The 14908-nt window shown below is 71.9% G+C and carries 15 protein-coding genes; 11 read left to right on the plus strand and 4 right to left on the minus strand.

The window, feature by feature from the left end:
- Positions 1-17 precede the first annotated feature (17 nt).
- On the minus strand, positions 18-2135 hold the full coding sequence (locus tag ACIBK3_RS08960) for a prolyl oligopeptidase family serine peptidase (protein WP_399363372.1): 2118 nt from the start codon (positions 2133-2135) through the stop codon (positions 18-20).
- Positions 2136-2312: 177 nt separating this feature from the next.
- Between ACIBK3_RS08960 and ACIBK3_RS08965 the strand changes: the two genes are divergently transcribed.
- Positions 2313-2507 (plus strand): hypothetical protein, encoded by a 195-nt coding sequence (locus tag ACIBK3_RS08965; protein WP_030669123.1) that lies wholly within the window; start codon positions 2313-2315, stop codon positions 2505-2507.
- Between the two features lie 26 nt (positions 2508-2533).
- Here ACIBK3_RS08965 and ACIBK3_RS08970 read toward each other — a convergent pair whose 3' ends face one another.
- Both ACIBK3_RS08970 and ACIBK3_RS08975 read right to left on the minus strand, forming a co-directional pair.
- On the minus strand, positions 2534-2743 hold the full coding sequence (locus ACIBK3_RS08970; protein WP_399363375.1) for a DUF397 domain-containing protein: 210 nt from the start codon (positions 2741-2743) through the stop codon (positions 2534-2536).
- Complete coding sequence (locus ACIBK3_RS08975; RefSeq protein ID WP_399363376.1) at positions 2740-3618, minus strand: helix-turn-helix domain-containing protein; 879 nt, start codon at positions 3616-3618, stop codon at positions 2740-2742. The genes ACIBK3_RS08970 and ACIBK3_RS08975 overlap by 4 nt, the downstream gene beginning before the upstream one ends.
- 154 nt (positions 3619-3772) lie before the next feature.
- On the opposite strand from ACIBK3_RS08975, the gene ACIBK3_RS08980 reads away from it, so the two are divergent.
- From ACIBK3_RS08980 to ACIBK3_RS09025, 10 genes are all read left to right on the plus strand, one after another.
- Positions 3773-4258, plus strand: coding sequence for an ATP-binding protein (locus ACIBK3_RS08980; protein WP_399363378.1), 486 nt, complete (start codon positions 3773-3775; stop codon positions 4256-4258).
- A gap of 204 nt (positions 4259-4462) precedes the next feature.
- Positions 4463-5341, plus strand: a complete 879-nt coding sequence (locus ACIBK3_RS08985; RefSeq protein WP_399363380.1) for a helix-turn-helix domain-containing protein — start codon at positions 4463-4465, stop codon at positions 5339-5341.
- A 116-nt stretch (positions 5342-5457) separates the two neighbouring features.
- Positions 5458-5805 carry a hypothetical protein gene (locus ACIBK3_RS08990; protein ID WP_399363382.1) on the plus strand — a complete coding sequence of 116 codons (348 nt, stop codon included), beginning with the start codon at positions 5458-5460 and terminating at the stop codon, positions 5803-5805.
- A 163-nt stretch (positions 5806-5968) separates the two neighbouring features.
- Positions 5969-6850, plus strand: a complete 882-nt coding sequence (gene mshB / locus ACIBK3_RS08995; protein WP_399363384.1) for an N-acetyl-1-D-myo-inositol-2-amino-2-deoxy-alpha-D-glucopyranoside deacetylase — start codon at positions 5969-5971, stop codon at positions 6848-6850.
- Positions 6847-7260, plus strand: a complete 414-nt coding sequence (locus ACIBK3_RS09000) for a DUF6113 family protein (RefSeq protein WP_399363386.1) — start codon at positions 6847-6849, stop codon at positions 7258-7260. The genes mshB and ACIBK3_RS09000 overlap by 4 nt, the downstream gene beginning before the upstream one ends.
- 158 nt (positions 7261-7418) lie before the next feature.
- Positions 7419-10238, plus strand: coding sequence for a hypothetical protein (locus ACIBK3_RS09005; protein WP_399363388.1), 2820 nt, complete (start codon positions 7419-7421; stop codon positions 10236-10238).
- 150 nt (positions 10239-10388) lie between these two features.
- Complete coding sequence (locus tag ACIBK3_RS09010; RefSeq protein ID WP_399363390.1) at positions 10389-11336, plus strand: ABC transporter ATP-binding protein; 948 nt, start codon at positions 10389-10391, stop codon at positions 11334-11336.
- Positions 11333-12073 (plus strand): ABC transporter permease, encoded by a 741-nt coding sequence (locus tag ACIBK3_RS09015; RefSeq protein ID WP_399363391.1) that lies wholly within the window; start codon positions 11333-11335, stop codon positions 12071-12073. The genes ACIBK3_RS09010 and ACIBK3_RS09015 overlap by 4 nt, the downstream gene beginning before the upstream one ends.
- A gap of 5 nt (positions 12074-12078) precedes the next feature.
- Complete coding sequence (locus ACIBK3_RS09020; protein WP_399363990.1) at positions 12079-13266, plus strand: sensor histidine kinase; 1188 nt, start codon at positions 12079-12081, stop codon at positions 13264-13266.
- Positions 13263-13877 carry a response regulator transcription factor gene (locus ACIBK3_RS09025; RefSeq protein WP_399363393.1) on the plus strand — a complete coding sequence of 205 codons (615 nt, stop codon included), beginning with the start codon at positions 13263-13265 and terminating at the stop codon, positions 13875-13877. The genes ACIBK3_RS09020 and ACIBK3_RS09025 overlap by 4 nt, the downstream gene beginning before the upstream one ends.
- A 79-nt stretch (positions 13878-13956) precedes the next feature.
- On the opposite strand, the gene ACIBK3_RS09030 is transcribed toward ACIBK3_RS09025, so the two are convergent.
- A complete protein-coding gene (locus ACIBK3_RS09030; protein WP_399363395.1) occupies positions 13957-14817 on the minus strand; it encodes a tetratricopeptide repeat protein in 861 nt (286 codons plus the stop codon).
- Between the last annotated feature and the right edge of the window lie 91 nt (positions 14818-14908).

Here is a 14908-nt window from a genome sequence, read left to right on the forward strand (position 1 = left end):
TCTGGGGAGTGTCGTTGTCAGCCGAGTTTGAGAGCGCGGCGGAGGAAGTCGACTTGGAGCAGGAGCAGGTTCTCCGCCACCTGTTCCTGCGGGGTCATGTGGGTCACGCCGGACAGGGGCAGCACCTCGTGCGGGCGGCCGGCGGCCAGCAGGGCGGAGGACAGCCGCAGGGCGTGGGCGAAGACCACGTTGTCGTCGGCGGTGCCGTGCACGATCATCAGCGGCCGGTGCGGCTCGGCGGGGGAGGACAGGCCGTCGTCCGTCACCAGCGAACTCTTCGCGTACGACTCCGGGTGCGCGGCCGGGTCGCCCAGGTAGCGCTCCGTGTAGTGGGTGTCGTACAGCCGCCAGTCGGTCACCGGGGCGCCCGCGATGCCCGCGTGGAAGACGTCCGGGCGGCGCAGCACCGCGAGCCCGGCCAGCCAACCGCCGTAGGACCAGCCGCGGATGGCCACCCGGGACAGGTCCAGCGGATACCGCTCGGCGAGCTCGTGCAGCGCCTCGACCTGGTCGTCGAGGGACACCGTGAAGTCGTGGTGGACCGCCTTCTCCCAGGCCGGGGAGCGGCCGGGGGTGCCGCGGCCGTCGGCGACGACCACCGCGAAACCCTGGTCGGCGAACCACTGCGAGGTGAGGTGCGCGTTGTGCGCGGCGACCACGCGGGGGCCGTGCGGACCGCCGTAGGGATCCAGCAGAACCGGAAGGGGAGTGTCGCCGGGGTAGTCCGTAGGCATAAGCACGGCGCACGGGATTCGCCGTGCGCCCCCCTCGGTGAGGGTCACGCGCGGGGACATACCGGGATCTTCGGCGTACGAGGCGACAAGTGCCGCCTGCTGCCCGTCGCGCAGGACCCGTACCCGGGCACCCGGCCGGTCCAGCGTCGAGGACACCAGCACCGTCGCGCTCCCGGCGCGCACCGCCGAGTGCACGCCGGGTTCCTGTGACACGCGCTCCGTGCCGAGCTCGTTCACCCGGTACACGTGGACCTCGCCGGTCTCCGGGACCTCGGCCTCCTCGCCCGCCGAGGCCGAGACCAGGACGTCACCGTCGGAGACGTCCAGCACCGCGCGGACATGCAATTGGGCCCCGGTGAGCGGTCGTTCGCCGACCGCCAGAACCCGTGCGCCGCCCTCGTCGGCGATCCGCACCAGTTGCCCGGACGGGCTCCAGCACGGCACCCCGGGAAAAAGATCAAGCCAAATTGGATCTTCGTCCGCGTGCACCATCCGGGTCGCGCCGGTCTCCGGATCGACCGCCAGATACAGCTGACTGCGCTGGTCGCGCGCCTGTACGAGCAGCAGCGGCGCACCCGCCGCTGACCAGTGCACATGCGCCAGATACGGATACCGCGCCCAGTCCCAGACGACCTCCGTGCGCACCCCGTCCAGACCGATCACGAACAGCCGCACGTCCGCGTTGTCCGTGCCGGCCGCCGGATACGGCACGTGGTGTGGATCACGCTCCGGATGGGCCGGGTCGGAGATCCACCACCGCCGCACCGGCGTGTCGTCGACCCGTGCCACCAGCAGCCGGTCCGACTCCGGCGACCACCAGAAACCCCGCGAACGGCCCATCTCCTCGGCCGCGATGAACTCCGCCAGACCGTACGTGACCTGCTTCGACTCGGGCTCCGCCAACGGCCGGTCGTCCTCACCCCCGGCGCCCGTCACCCGCAGGGCGCCCCGCGCGACGTACGCGATGTGCCGTCCGTCGGGAGACGGGCGCGGGTCGATCACCGTCTGGGCGACGGGGAGTTCACGTGCCGTACCGGCCCGCAGCTCCGCCGCGAAAAGCCGCCCCGACAAGGCGAAACACGCCAACTCCACGGCGGCGTCGGTGGCGTAGCCGACGATGCCCGCGCCGCCCTCCCGACTGCGCTCGCGCCGCGCCCGCTCCTCGGGCGAGAGGTGCTCCGTCGCACCTCCCAGCAGGGCGCGCGGGTCCGCCGCCACGCGCTCTCGGCCGTCCGGAAGGTCGAGCACCCACAGCGCGTTGGCCCGGTCGGTCCCCGAGCCCGAGCGCAGGAACACGACACGCGAACCGTCCGGCGCCACGGTGAACGCGCGCGGCGCGCCGAGCGTGAACCGCTGGGTACGGGCGTGCCGACGGGGGAAGGAGTCAGCCTCGGTCATCATGCCCCGACCATATTGGCCATGCGCCCCCTTGTGCGGCAGTGCGCCGATCGATGCGCGCGTGCGGATAGTTATGATCACTAGCGCATAGTGGGTATGAACCTGCTGGCTGCTTAATGGATTTATCTGCCCCCTTAGTCCGACCCCCCGCGCTCTAGGGACCTTTGGAGGTGAGCCGCCGTGGCACTCTCGATTTCGGCGGTGGTGCTGCTGGCGATCATCGTCTTCCTGCTGGTCAAGAAGTCAGGACTGAAGGGCGGGCACGCGGTCGTGTGCATCCTTCTCGGCTTCTACCTGGCCTCGTCGACGGTCGCTCCGACGATCAGCGAGCTGACGACGAACATCGCGGGCATGATCGGCAGCATCAAGTTCTGACCCGCCCGGTACTTACCTCGCCCTGGTCAGCCTTCGGCGGCATACGGCACGAAGGCCGACCAGGTGACGGGGGAGAAGGCGAGGCGCGGTCCATCCAGGTTCTTGGAGTCCCGGACGTGGATGGTGGCCGGCGTGGTGGCGAGTTCGACGCAGGAATTGCCGTCGGTGCCGCTGCTGTAGCTGCTCTTGAACCATGCCAGGTCGGAGCCGTCCTTGGCGGAGGCCTTGCGGATCATGTCTCTCCAAGCAGTTGCTCGATGAAGGCCAGTGACTCTCGTGGCGGAAGCGCTTGAGCCCGGATGGTGCCATACCGCAGTTCAAGGACGCGAAGCTGCCTCGGATCGGAGGCCGGCCGGCCGTTGAAGGCGCCGTCGGAGCGTCCCACGGCCGTACCGTCCGGGAACTTCAGCAACTCGATTCTGCCGTCGAGTCCCGGATGGGCATCGGTGTTCGTCGGCATCACCTGAAGTGTGACGGTGCGCAACCGTCCCACATCCAGCAAGCGTTCGAGCTGCCGCCGCCACACCATTGTGCCTCCGACCTGCCGTCGTAGCGGCGCCTCTTCCAGTACGAAGTTGATCGCGGGCGCCGGTTCCCTCCCGAAGACCGACTGGCGGGCCACGCGGGCGGCCACCATGCGCTCCACGTCGTCCTGCGAGTAGGCGGGCTGTGCTGCCTCGAACAGGGCCCGCGCATGCTCCGCCGTCTGCAGCAGCCCGTTAATGCTGTTGCACTCGTAGACCCCGATCTCAACGGCCTTCGCTTCCATCTGCGCCAGATCCCGCACCTTCTTCGGGTACCGGACCTTCTTCACGTCCTCCTTCATCGCCGCGAGCAGCCCACCCGCCCCCAGCACCTCGTCGGCCTTGTCCAGATACTCGGGCCGGGGGATCCGCTTGCCGGCCTCGATCTTGTAGACCATGTCCTCGCCGTACCCGACGCTCTCGCCGAAGTCGGCGGCCCGCATCGCCACCGCCTCGCGCCGCAGCTTGAGCTGCCGCCCCACGGTCGCGACCACCGCGACACCCCAGTCGTCGTCCGGGTCCACCTCCCAACCCGGCTCGTCCGCCTCGGTCTTCAGCCGTACCGCGCTGCCGTCCACCTGCTGCATCCCGCTCCCCTTGGTCGTACGCCCGTGCCGCGCGCCCCCTACCCGTACGGCCGGTTCCGACAGCCCGGACACGACCGGACAACACCCGGACAGTCACCGTACGCAACGGAGTCGTCACTGTTCACGGTAAGCGCGGGCGGCCACTCTGAGTCACGTGATCCAGAAATCCGCCGTCCCCCAGGCCCAGCCCGACCACCACATCCGCAACTTCAGCGTGCAACTGTCACCCACAACGCGCGGCGCCCGCCTCGCCCGGCTGCTCGCCACCGAGCAACTCCGTTCCTGGGACCTGCCGTTGGACCCGGCACGGCAGATCGTCGCCGAACTCGCGGCCAACGCGGCCACGCACAGCCGCATCCCTGGCCGCGACTTCCGCCTCACCATCTACGTCGTCGCGGGCACCCTGCGCATCGAGGTGACCGACACGTGCGGTGAACGCCTGCCCAGCCTCCAGAGCCCGGCTTCAGATGCCGAATCGGGCCGGGGACTCGTCCTCGTCGAGGCACTCGCCGACCGCTGGGGCGTCGCCCAGGGGCCGCACCCGCGCAAGGTGGTCTGGGCGGAGCTGAACCTGTCACCGGAGCATGGAAACGCGTGCTCCGGTGGCAGGGGCGACCTCCCCGAAGAACCGCGATGGTGAAAGCACCCCACCAAGCCCCACCCCACCCTCCCGCCGCCCCGAGCGCTGCTCACTCGCGTGGGTGAACATCGCCAACTCGACTGGATTCCGGAGCGGTTGCCTGCCCTACGCTCAGCGCAACAACCGCAGACATGCGACGGCCCCCGCCGGGACGGCAATCCCAGTGCGAGGGCCTGACCACCGAGGAAGAAGAAGGCCTTCCCGATGGATACGCAGAACCCTAGCGTGCCCCCGCACGCCCAGTCCCGGCATGCCGCCAACAAACACCCGAACCGGCGGCGCCCCCGCTCCGGCGACGCGAGCTTCGGCGGTCTCGACCACGACCACGCCCGCCACACCACCCGCTTCACGGTCGTCGGCAATCACCTCGCCCAGCACCCCGAGCTCTCGCTCGTGGCGATCGGGCTGGCCCTGCACATCCAGTCGCTGCCCAAGGGCGCCCGTGTCGACATCAAGACCCTCACCGCACGCTTCCCCGAGGGCGCGACCCGTATCGCCGCCGCCCTGCGCGAGCTGGAGGCACACGGATACCTGCGCCGCGAACGTCACCGCATCCCCGACGGCCGCATCATCACCCGCACGATCTCCTGCAACCGGCCCGGACACCAGCGCCAGGCAGCCGCCGAACCCAGCCCGGCGCCCCCGAAACAGCGCACGCCCCGCAAGCCGCTTCCCGCCGTACCCCGCCCCGCCCACCCGGCTCCCGCCCTCCTCCAGCAGGCCACCGACCTCCTCGCCGACCTTCGCCGCCACTCCCCGGACCTCCTCCTGTCCGCCTGCGACACGGCCCACCTCGCCCCCGGTGCAGCCGCCTGGCTGGAGCGGGACGTCAGCCCCACCGCCGTACGGCAGGCCCTGACCACCGACCTCCCACCCGAGGGCCTACGACGACCGGCGGCCTTCCTCGCCCACCGCCTTAGCGCGCAACTGCCACCCCCGCCACCGTTCCGGGCGGCCTCTCCCTCGCCGACGGCCCGACACCCCCTACAGACCTGCGACGGCTGCGATCGTGCCTTCCGCGCTCCCCAACCCGGCCGTTGCCGTGACTGCCGGAACCCGCGACCAGAAAGCCCCCGGTCATGACCAGCTCCACGCAGACGGACAAGCTCCGCACCGCCGTGTCATCTGCCGCGCTCGCAGCCCAGCCCTATTGCCTCCCCGCCCCGATACTCTGGCCAGCGCGCCCCCAGGAGGACACGGTGAGCACTCAGCCTGACAGCGGACGCGAGCGGATCCCCCGTCCCGAGCAGACCCCGGACGCCTTGCGTGCGGCCCTCGCTGTCGTCGATCCCGGTCGTCTGGGCGAGATGCAGGCGAGTAAGGACGACGCTTTCGCCAAGGCGGTCGAGTGGCAGTCGCTGAGTCCTGTGCAGAGCTGGGTCCTGACCTGGGCTCGCGACATCGAGATCGCCCGCCGCCCCGATCTGTCCGCCCGCCACGCACACGCGAAGGACAATCTGGAGCACGAGGACCCGGCCGTCGCGCGGGATGCACTGCGGGAGCTCAGTGCCGTCCTGGACGAAGCGATGAGAGCGGTTCGCGGGTGAGCTGGAGGTGGGAATACGCCTTCGGAGCGGAGGAGTCCGCTCGCACAGCGCCCGCCGACTTCTCGCCGTGCAGATCACCTACCTGGGCTTCTGAACCAAACTGCCGGTACGGCGAGAAGCGGCCCCTCGTGAGCGGAGGCCGTGGGCCTCGTAGGGTGGCCCCATGACGGAACTGCCCGCCCGGCGTCTGCTGCTGGTGCACGCGCACCCGGACGACGAGTCGATCAACAACGGCGCGACCATGGCCCGGTACGCGGCCGAGGGTGCCCGGGTGACCCTGGTCACCTGCACGCTCGGCGAGCGCGGCGAGGTCATCCCGCCCGAGCTCCGGCACCTGACCGGCACCGCCCTGGGGGAGTACCGGCTGCGCGAGCTCACCGCCGCGATGAAAGCGCTCGGTGTCGACGACTTCCGACTGCTGGGCGGACCGGGCCGGTTCCGGGACTCCGGGATGATGGGGCTCGCCGACAACGACGACCCCGCCTGCTTCTGGCAGGCGGACATCGACGAGGCCGCCGGACACCTCGTCGAGGTGATCCGCGAGGTACGGCCACAGGTCCTCGTCACCTACGACGAGAACGGCGGCTACGGCCACCCCGACCACATCCAGGCCCACCGCGTCGCCATGCGGGCCGTCGAGCTGGCCGCCGAGTCGGGACACGGGATCCCCAGGGTCTACTGGAACCGGGTGCCCCGCTCCGTCGCAGAGGAGGCCTTCGCCCGGCTGGAGCGGGAGCTGCCCGGCCTGCCCTTCACCAAGTCGGCCGCCATCGACGACGTACCGGGTGTCGTCGACGACGCGCGGATCACCACCGAGATCGACGGCACCGCGTACGCCGCCGCCAAGGCCGCCGCGATGCGCGCGCACGTCACGCAGATCACGGTGGCCGAGCCGTACTTCGCCCTGTCCAACGAACTCGCCCAGCCGCTGCTCACCGGCGAGTACTACGAGTTGGTGCGTGGAGAACGGGCAGGCGGCAGGGAGAGTGACCTGTTCGCGGGCATCGCGGGGACCGCGTCGGACGGCAGCGAGGAGGCGTCATGAACGGCCGGACGACTTCCCCCCTGGCCCAGCCGCTGCAACGGCCGTCCTTCGGGCGGATCGCCGTCTACCTGGGCCTCTTCGTGCTCGGCGGGATCGTCGGAGTGGCCGGGGCGCTGGTGCAGTCCGGCTGGTTCCCGGGCGGTCTGCTGCTCGCGCTGGCCGGTGAGGCGGGTCTGTGTCTGGGCGGGGCCCGCGGCGCCGGCAGCCGGGGCGGGGCCGTCGCTCCGGCCGCCGGGTGGATGATCGCGGTCGTCGTGCTCACGGCCAGCCGTCCGGAAGGAGACTTCGTCTTCGCCGCGGGAGGCGGCTCCTACCTCTTCCTGCTCGGAGGCATGGCTATGGCTGTGATCTGCGCCACCCTTGGTCCGGGGCGGCAACCGGGCGGCGACACCGCCCGACTTGGCAAGTGACGTACCACTTCGCCGTACGAAGTCGGTGGGAGTCCCGTGATGGTTTCCCCAGCGGTCGTGGGATACGCGCCAGGCGTGGCCAGTATGGTGGTGCGCGCCGCCGAGCCGCCCGAGAGAGGTCGTAACGCGGGCGGCGGAGCCAACCGGGAGAACATGCCTTGAGTCGTGAAACTGACAGTCCGTCCTCCGGGCCCAACGGGCGCGGCGGAGCCGCCTATCCCTCGGGCACCCCGCCGTACGGGACGCCCGCGGTGTCCGACGGCGGTCCGGACGCGGACCGTTCGGCCGCGCGGCCGGAGGAACGCAAGACCGAGACCACGCTGACGACCCGGATCCGGATCAACATCCCCGGATCCCGGCCCATCCCGCCGGTCGTCGTACGCAAGCCCGTCGGCGACACCGAGGCCACCGACGACAGCGCGGACGCCGGGTCGTCGGCGCGGGGCGCCGGGGCGTCCACGTCCACATCCACCGGCACGTTCGCGGGCATCGGCCCGGGCACCGGCACGGGCCCGGGCACCGGCACGGACGAACCGTCCGCCGAGTCCGGGCCGAGTGGTGAGGAGAAGGCCAGCGACTGGTTCGCGCCGCGCAAGTTCGGGCCGGCCAAGGGCGGTCAGGGCGGCGGCTCGACCAACGGGGCCGGTGTGCCGGGTGGTTCGGGCGCGGGCTCCGGGGCGAGCGCGGGATCCGGGTCGGGTTCCGGCTCGGGTCCGGGCGCCTCCGGCGGTGGTGGCGGTACGCGGTCCGGTGCCGGTCGGCCCGGTGGTGTGGTCGGCTCCATGAGCATGCCGGGCGGCCCCCGTTCCGGCGGTACGAACGGTGCCGGGCTGCCCGGTGCGACCGGTGGCCCGGTGGCCCCCGGCCACGGCGGCGGCACCGGTTCCTTCGACCTCACCGAGGCCCTGGCCGCGGGCCCGCTGGGCAACGGCTCCCGCTCCGGCGAACCACGCCGCGACGACCTGCCGTACTTCTCGGAGAACGGCGGCGGCCAGAACGGCGCGGGCGGGCAGAGCGATCAGCACGGCCAGAGCGGTCAGAGCGCCTTGAGCGCCTACGACGAGGACCTGAGCGGTTACGGCGGCCAGGGTGCCCCGGGCAGCCAGAACGGCCAGAGCGGCCAAAACGGTCAGGGCGCGTACGGCGGACCGGGCGGACCGGGCGACCCCAGTGGCGCGAGCGGCTTCAGCGGGCCGAACGGTCACGGTGGGCCGGGCGGTTCCGGCCGTCCGCAGGGCCCCGCGGGTCCGACCGGCGGTCCGGTCACCGGCGACGGCCCCCTGGTGCCGCCGGCCGGCCCGGGTGCCGACGGGTTCGACGGGTCCCGCGACTTCAACGCGCCCGACGGCTTCGGCCGTCCGGGCGGCTCCGGGTCGGCCAACGGGTTCGGTGGTCCGGGCGGGCCGGGTGGCCCGGGGGCGTCCGACCCCTTCGGCGGTCCCGGCGGGCCGGGTGGGCCGAGTGCGTCCGACGGGTTCGGTGGTCCCGGCGGCCCCGGTGGACAGGGGCGCCACGGCAACGCGCCCGGTCCCGGCGGCCCTGGCAGTTCATCCGGCCTCGGCGGCCCCGGCGCTCCGGGTGCTCCCGGCGGGCCCGGTGGCTCAGGTGAACGCCCCGGTCTTGGCGGACCCGCTCGTCCCGGCGGCCCCGGCAGTCCCTCCGGCCTTCGCGGGCCTGGTGGACCTGGAGGACCTGGTGGCGCCCCTGGCCAGGGCGGCCCCGGCGGTCCAGCCGGCCCCGGCACCCCCGGCGCCCCCTCCGGCCTCGCCGGCCCCGGCGGCCTGAGTGACGACACCGCGATCCTCACCCCGCAGAAGCCCGCCCCGGAACCCGGTGGCCCCGGCTTCGGCCGGGCGGCGGACAACGTGTCCGGGCACACCGTCACCAGCGGTATCCCCGTCGTGCCGTCCGACCGCACCGCGAGCTTCCCGCCCGGCGCGCACACCGGCGGCCCGGTCCCGCACACCCCGAAGCCGTCCGAGAGCGGTACGCAGAACGCGCCCGCGGCCTCCGCGCCGAAAAAGAAGAAGAAGGGGCGCAGCAAGCTGGTCCTGCTCGGTGTCGCCGTCTTCGTCATCGGCGGCGGTGCCTACGGCGCCGGGCTGCTGATGAACCACACCGACGTGCCCAAGGGCACCACCGTGCTCGGCGTCGACATCGGCGGCGGCACCCGGGACGACGCGGTCGAGAAGCTCAACAAGGCCTTCGACTCCCGGGTGAACAAGGATCTGAAGCTGTCGGTGGGCGGCAAAACCGTCACGCTCAAGCCGGAGCAGGCAGGGCTCCAGTTCGACATGGCGTCCACGGTGAGCGCGGCGGCGCACAGCGACTACAACCCGGTCTCCGTGATCGGCTCGCTGTTCGGCAACCACCGGGTGGTCGAACCGGTCATGCCGGTCGACGAGGAGAAGCTGCACGCGGAACTCCGGGACGCCGCCGGCGGCTCCGGCTCGGTCACCGAGGGCACGGTCAAGTTCGAGTCCGGCAAGGCCGTCGCCGTCTACGGCAAGCCGGGCAAGGGCGTCGACGTCGCCAGGTCGACCGAGGCGGTCGAGGAGGCGTACCGCACCCAGGTCCAGACGGGCAGCGCCGACCCGGTCGCCGTCCCGACGACCACCCAGCAGCCGAAGGTCTCGAACGCCGAGGTCGACCGGTTCATGAAGGCCTTCGCGGAGCCTGCGATGTCGGGCCTCGTGACGGTCAAGGCCGGCGCCGTGGAGGTCAAGTTCAGTCCCGAGAACTCCCTGTGGAAGTTCCTCGGGGCCAGGCCCGACCCCCAGGGCAAGCTGATCGAGTACTACGACACCGCCGCGCTGAAGGAGTTGTACGGCGGAGCCTTCGACGGCGTACTGATCACCCGGGGCAACGGCAAGAAGACGGCCGTGACGCCCCAGGACGTGATCGGCGCCATGCGCCCGGCGCTCCTCGGCAAGACACCGGCGAGCCGGGTCGGGACGATCGACACGAACCCGACGTAGCCGGCACACCGCTCAGTCACTCGCACACCGCTCAGCCGCACACCACGGGGGCGCCCGGTCATCACCGGGCGCCCCCGTGACATCTGTCATGCGGCAGTCGGGACCGCCGACACTGCCGGGCCCCCGGTCTCCGCGGCCATCCTGGACCACATGACGACGACGGCTGGGACCACGACCAGCACAGCCCAAACGCCCACCCCGGTGGTCGGGTTCGATCAGGTGAGCAAGACCTACGGGAACGTACGGGCCGTGGACGGCCTGACCCTGAGTCTGCGCCCGGGGGAGACCGTGGCGCTGCTCGGCCCCAACGGCGCCGGCAAGTCCACCACCCTCGACCTGCTGCTCGGCCTCAAGCACCCCGACAGCGGCACCGTCCGCCTCTTCGGCACCACCCCGCGCGAGGCGATCGTCGCCGGGCGGGTGGGCGCGATGCTCCAGAGCGGCGGCCTGATGGACGAGGTGACGGTCGCCGAACTGGTCCGGCTCGCCTGCGCCCTGCACCCGAAGCCGTACCGCCCTTCCGACGTCCTGGCCCGGGCCGGGATCAGCCGGCTCGCCGACCGCAAGGTCGACAAGCTCTCCGGCGGTCAGGCCCAGCGCGTCCGCTTCGCCCTGGCCACCGCCGGGGACAGCGACCTGATCGTCCTGGACGAGCCCACCACCGGCATGGACGTCACCACCCGGCAGGGCTTCTGGGCCACCATGCGCGAACAGGCCGACCAGGGACGTACGGTCCTGTTCGCCACCCACTACCTGGAAGAGGCCGACGCCATAGCCGACCGCGTCCTCGTCCTGCACCGCGGCCGGCTCCTCGCCGACGGCACGGCCGCCGAGATCAAGGCCAAGGCGGGCGCCCGCCGGATCTCCTTCGACCTGGGCGACGGCCCGATCGACGAAGCCCCACTGCGCGCCCTCCCCTTCCTGACCTCGATCGACGTCTCCGGCCGGACCGTCCGCATCCAGTCCTCCGACGCCGACGCGACCGTCCACGCCCTCTACGGCCTCGGCCTCTACCCCCGCAACCTCGAAGTCGCCGGCCTCGGTCTGGAGCAGGCCTTCGTCGCCATCACCGCCGCCGAGGAGGCGAAGTCGAAGTGAACAGCCTCATCAAGCTGGAACTCACCCGCGCCCTGCGCAACCGCAAGTTCCTGTTCTTCTCGGTGATCTACCCGTCGGTCCTGTTCCTGCTCATCGCGGGCAACGCCGACAGCACCACCAGGATCGGCGGCACCGGCCTGACCCTGCCGACGTACATGATGGTCTCCATGGCCTCCTTCGGTGCCCTCACCGCCGTCCTGATGGGCAACAGCGAGCGCATCGCCAAGGAGCGGGAGTCCGGATGGGTACGGCAGCTGCGGCTGACGACTCTGCCGGGGCGCGGCTATGTCCTCGCGAAGACGGCGAGCGCCGCGGTGGTCAGCCTCCCGTCCATCGTGATCGTCTTCGTGGTCGCCGCGACCGTGAAGGACGTACGGCTGGACGCCTGGCAGTGGCTGGCGCTGACCGGCGCCATCTGGGCCGGCAGCCTCGTCTTCGCCGCGCTCGGCGTCGCCATCGGCTACCTCGCCAGTGGGGACGCGGTCCGCCCGATCACGATGCTGACCTACTTCGGGCTGTCGATGCTCGGCGGCCTGTGGATGCCGACGACGACGTTCCCGTCCTGGTTGCAGGACATCGCGAAGTGGCTGCCCACCCACGCGTACGCTGCCCTCGGGCAGGCCATCGAACAGAGCCGCGCCCCGCACGTACAGGACCTCGCCATCCTCGCCGTCTCCTTCGCCCTGTTCGCGGGCGGCGCGGCCTGGCTGTACCGGAAGGACACCCTGAAGGCGTGAGCGCCATGAAGGAAGGCCGCGCGATCGAGGAGCTCCCGTTGATGCGCCTCGGGCAGGCACCCCGCAGCCGGGGTGAGCTGTTGCCCAAGGTGCTGTGGATCGGCGTCTGGCTCGTTTTCCTCAGCTCGCCGGTCACCGACCTCGCCTCCGGCGGCCACACCACCGGCGGCACGGTGGCCGGATGGCTGGGCCTGGCGGCCTTCGTCGGGACCTACCTGACCCTGGTGTTCCGGAACATCAGCAGGTCGGCGCTGCCTCCCCGGTGGCTGGGGATCCTGATCGTCGTCCTCGGAGCCCTCGCCGTCCTGCTGAGCTTCACCCTCGGCCGGCACTGGCTCGGCCTCTTCGTCTACGTCTCCGTCGCCTGCGGCGCCACGCTCCCGCTGCGGGCGGCGTACTGGACGATTCCGCTGACCGCCGCGACGATGCTCCTCGTCGGCCTGCACGTCGGCGAGGACGAGGCGCTCGACCTGCTCCTCCTGGTCCTGCTCATCGGGTTCGCGATGACCGGCGTACGCCAACTCGTGCGGACCACCGTCGAGTTGCGCCAGGCCCGCGCCACGGTCGCCCAACTCGCAGCGAACGAGGAGCGACTGCGCCTCGCCCGGGACCTGCACGACCTGCTCGGCCACTCCCTGTCCCTGATCACCCTCAAGAGCGAGCTCGCGGGCCGGATGCTGCCCGCCCACCCCGACAAGGCCGCCCAGCAGGTCGCCGACATCGAACAGGTCAGCCGGCAGGCCCTGGTCGACGTCCGGGAGGCCGTCACCGGCTACCGCCGCCCCCGCCTGTCCGCCGAACTCGCAGGCGTCCAGGCCGCCCTGACGGCGGCGGGCGTCATCGCCGACCTGCCCGCCGAACCCGACCTCACCGGCGTCCCCGAGGAGAGCGAGTCGGCCCTCGCCTGGGCGCTGCGCGAGGCGGTCACCAACGTCGTACGGCACAGCGGTGCCCACCGCTGCACGGTCGGCCTCGCACGGCAGCAGACCCTCGACGGCCCCGTCCTCGAACTCTCCGTCGAGGACAACGGCGCCGGCGGCTCCGGCACCGGCCCGGGCAACGGCCTGGCCGGTCTGACCGAACGCCTGGAGAAGGCGGGCGGGTCCCTCGACGCGACCGGGACCCGGCACGGTTTCCGCCTGGTCGCCCGCGTGCCGGCCGGCCCCGCGGCCGACGTAGGATCCGGCGCATGACCCGCACGATCAAGGTGCTGCTCGCCGAGGACCAGTCGATGGTCCGCGAAGCACTGGCCGCCCTGCTCGGCCTGGAGGACGACATCGAGGTCGTCGCCCAGGTGGCCCGCGGCGACGAGGTACTGGCCGCCGCCCGCGCCCACGCCGTGGACGTGGCCCTTCTGGACATCGAGATGCCGGGCGCGACGGGCATCGAGGCGGCGGCCCAACTCAGCCGCGAACTCCCCGAGTTGAAGGTGGTCGTCCTGACCACCTTCGGCCGCCCCGGGTATCTCCGCAGCGCCATGGAAGCCGGCGCCGACGCCTTCCTCGTCAAAGACGCTCCCGCCGCCCAACTCGCCGAAGCCGTCCGCAAGGTCCTGGCCGGCGAACGCGTCATCGACCCCACGCTCGCCGCGGCGGCCCTGGCGGACGGCGCGAACCCGCTGACGGACCGGGAGCGCGAGGTACTCCGAGCGGCGGCGGACGGTTCCACGAACGCGGAGTTGGCAGCGACCCTGCATCTCTCCCAGGGCACCGTCCGCAACTACCTCTCGACGGCGATCCAGAAGCTGGCGGTACGAAATCGCGCGGAGGCGGTGCGGATCGCGAGGGAGAAGGGCTGGCTGTGAACGCCGACCAGCCGCGGCGTCCAGCCCCGCACACGCGCGGCCGCTGGACAGCAAGTCCCCTGCGACGGACGGGCGGGCCTCAGTTCAACAAAGCCCGAGCCGCACGCGCCTGCTCCCGCACCCGCTCCGCGCCCGGCTCATCCACCGCGGCCACCACCTCCGCGTACGCCTCCAACTCCACCGCCCCCGCCACGAAGTCACCCCGCTGCACCAGCAACTGCGCCCGCTCGTACCGCAACCGAGCCGGATGAGAAGGCAACAACAGCGCCAGCTCGACGGCCCACATCGACACATCCGACCGCTCCGGCCGAGCAGCGGCCCACGCCCGCACGTTGTTCAGGATCCGCGACACCACCTCCAACGACGCCGCGGGCCGCAGCATCGACGGCTGCAACGCCGCCCCCGTGGCCCCAGCGACCAGCACCTCGGCGTCGGCCCCGGTCAGCACCCGCCCCCCGTCGAAGGGATCGGCGAGCACCTGCTCGTCCCGCTCCCCGAACCCGACGACGAAGTGCCCGGGCAGCGCCACCCCGTACACCGGCGCCCCCGCCCGCCGCGCCACCTCCAGCCACACCACCGACAGCAGGATCGGCAGCCCGCGCCGCCGCCGAAGCACCTCGTGCAGCAACGACGACTCCAGCCGCTGATAGTCCGCGGCGGCGCCGCGGTACCCGCACCGCTCCCCGAGCAGCTCGCACAGCGCCACCGCCCAGGACCGGGGCCCGCCCGGCCGGTACGGCAGCTGTCCGGCCAGCTCGTCCAGCTCGATCTGCGCGGCGTCCATACCGGCCTCGTCCAGCGTCCCGTCCGCCTCCGCGCCCACCAGCAGACACAGCGTGGACAGGTCGGGCCGCTCGGAGCGGGCCTCTTCGGCGAACCGCCGGCGCAGTTCCGCGGAACGTTCCGGGGGCGGCGGGTGGGGCGGGTAGGGGGGACGCATAGCAGGCTCGTGCCCTCTCACGGCGGTCAGTACCGCCCTTAGGGGTCCTCTCACTATGCCCGCCCGGCTCATCGGGCGCCCATAGTGAGAA

Source organism: Streptomyces sp. NPDC050287 (assembly GCF_044459385.1).
Classification (GTDB): domain Bacteria; phylum Actinomycetota; class Actinomycetes; order Streptomycetales; family Streptomycetaceae; genus Streptomyces.